Source organism: Pseudonocardia sp. SID8383, from assembly GCF_009864975.1.
Taxonomy (GTDB): Bacteria; Actinomycetota; Actinomycetes; order Mycobacteriales; family Pseudonocardiaceae; genus Pseudonocardia; species Pseudonocardia alni.
The window spans coordinates 1-1,892 of the sequence record NZ_WWFY01000251.1 but is presented as its reverse complement, the minus strand read 5'-3'; the positions used below and the strand labels follow the sequence as shown (position 1 = coordinate 1,892).

At 77.7% G+C, this 1,892-nt stretch carries 2 protein-coding genes; one reads left to right on the top strand and one right to left on the bottom strand.

Annotated features, from left to right (window positions below; all coding sequences use genetic code 11):
* Positions 1-121 precede the first annotated feature (121 nt).
* Positions 122-949 (bottom strand): NUDIX domain-containing protein, encoded by an 828-nt coding sequence (locus GTW08_RS31565; protein WP_301549114.1) that lies wholly within the window; start codon positions 947-949, stop codon positions 122-124.
* A gap of 158 nt (positions 950-1,107) precedes the next feature.
* Here GTW08_RS31565 and GTW08_RS06125 point away from each other — a divergent pair.
* The coding region (locus GTW08_RS06125) for an ABC transporter ATP-binding protein (protein WP_346009861.1) at positions 1,108-1,892 on the top strand (785 nt) is incomplete at its 3' end.

The following is a 1,892-nucleotide window of genomic DNA, read 5'->3' as shown; positions in this document are numbered from 1 at the left end:
CCGGGAGGACGGACGGGACGGAGGCGGTGGTGTTCCGGTTCATGCGGCTTGGACGACGCCCGGCCCGGATCGGTTCCGCCGACCCGGCGGTGATCGTCGTTCCGGCACCGGGGACCGCGCGTCAGGTCCGCAGCAGATCCACCAGCTCGGCGACGACGGCCCGGTCGGCGTCGAGCCAGCCCAGGGCCGCCACCTCGTGCGGCCCCACCCAGCGCAGCGCCCGGTGCTCGCGGGCCTCCGGCTCCGGGGAGCCGGCCGCCGCCCGGGCGGTGTGGATCCGCAGCACGCGTCGCCCGATCGGCAGGTCGGTGCCCAGCCGCTCCCCGACCACCACCCGGGCGCCCAGCTCCTCGGCGCACTCCCGGACCAGCGCCTGCTGCTCGCTCTCGCCGTCCTCGACGCCGCCGCCGGGCAGCTCCCAGCGTCCCGCCAGCTCGGCCGGGTAGGAGCGCTGGGCGACGAGCAGCCTGCCGTCGCGGACGATCGCCGCTCCCACGACCACCCCGGCCCGGCCCAGCTCCGCGACCCGCTCGGCGAGCACGTCACGGCGGGCCCGGAGCAGCCGCGCCCCGTAGTGGCGCAGCACCGGGTCGGAGAGGCGGCCGAGCGCACCGAGGGGCGGCTCCCAGGTGAGCTCGTCGTGGACATGACTGCAGCCGCCGTCCGCGGGCGTGACCCGGGTCGAGTGCCGCAGCACCGCCGCCGGACCCGCCGCCAGCTCCGACCACAACCCGTCGGCCCCGGCGCGGGTGATCCGGGTCCGGCAGGCCGGGAACCCGCCGGGCAGCGCGACCCGGATCTCGTCCCCGGCCACGAGCAGCGCCGACGGTGCGGTGAACCGGGCGCCCACCCGCGCGACCGCGCGGGCCGAGGGGGCGGATTCACGCAGCACCCCCGCGACGAGTCGGGGCGGTCCGTCCACATGATGGTCCAGGCTCAGCACCGGCACACCGCTGATCCTCGCAGCCGTACCCGCACCCGGCCGGGCCGACCGATCTCGCCGAAACGGCCCGCTCGCGGCGCTGCACGGTCACGCTGGATCCCGTGTACCGGACGTCCGCCCCCGCCGACTCCCCCGAGCCGACCGCCGCGCCCCGCCCACCGGCCGTGCGCGCGATCGGCCTGTCCCGCGGTTTCGGCGCGGTGCGCGCGGTCGACGGGGTGGACCTCGACGTGCCGATGGGCGCAGTCCTCGGGCTGCTCGGCCCCAACGGCGCGGGCAAGACGACGCTCATGCGGATGCTGCTCGGGCTGCTCGCCCCCACCGACGGCGACGTCGAGCTGCTCGGACGGCGGCTGCCGTACCGCGCGTCGGAGGTGCTGCCGCACGTCGGAGCCCTGGTCGACGCGCCCGCATTGCACCCGCACCGCACCGGCCGGCAGAACCTCCTGCGGGCCGCGGCCGCCGAACCGCTGCTGGACTCGGCACGGATCCCGGCCGCCGTCGACGCCGTGCTGCGCCGGGTCGGGCTCGCCGAGGCGGCCGACCGCCGTGCCGGTGAGTACTCCTCGGGGATGCGGCGGCGCCTCGGTCTGGCCGTGCCGCTGCTGACCCGGCGACGTCTGGTCGTGCTCGACGAGCCGACCGACGGGCTGGACCCGGCGGGGACCCGCGAGGTGCGCAGGCTGATCGCTGAGATGAACGCCGCGGGCGCGACGGTGATCGTCAGCTCGCACCTGCTCGGGGAGATCGAGGCGACCTGCAGCCACGTCGCGGTGCTCCGGGCCGGGCGCCTGCTGTGCGCCGGCCCGCTCGACGAGCTCGTCGACTCCGGCCCGTCGGCGCTGGTGGTGACGACGCCGGACGGCGAGCGCGCCGTCGCGGCCCTGCTGGCCCGGGGCATCGACGCCGAGCCGGGAGCCCGGGACCGGGTGTTCGTGCCGGCCGGGCC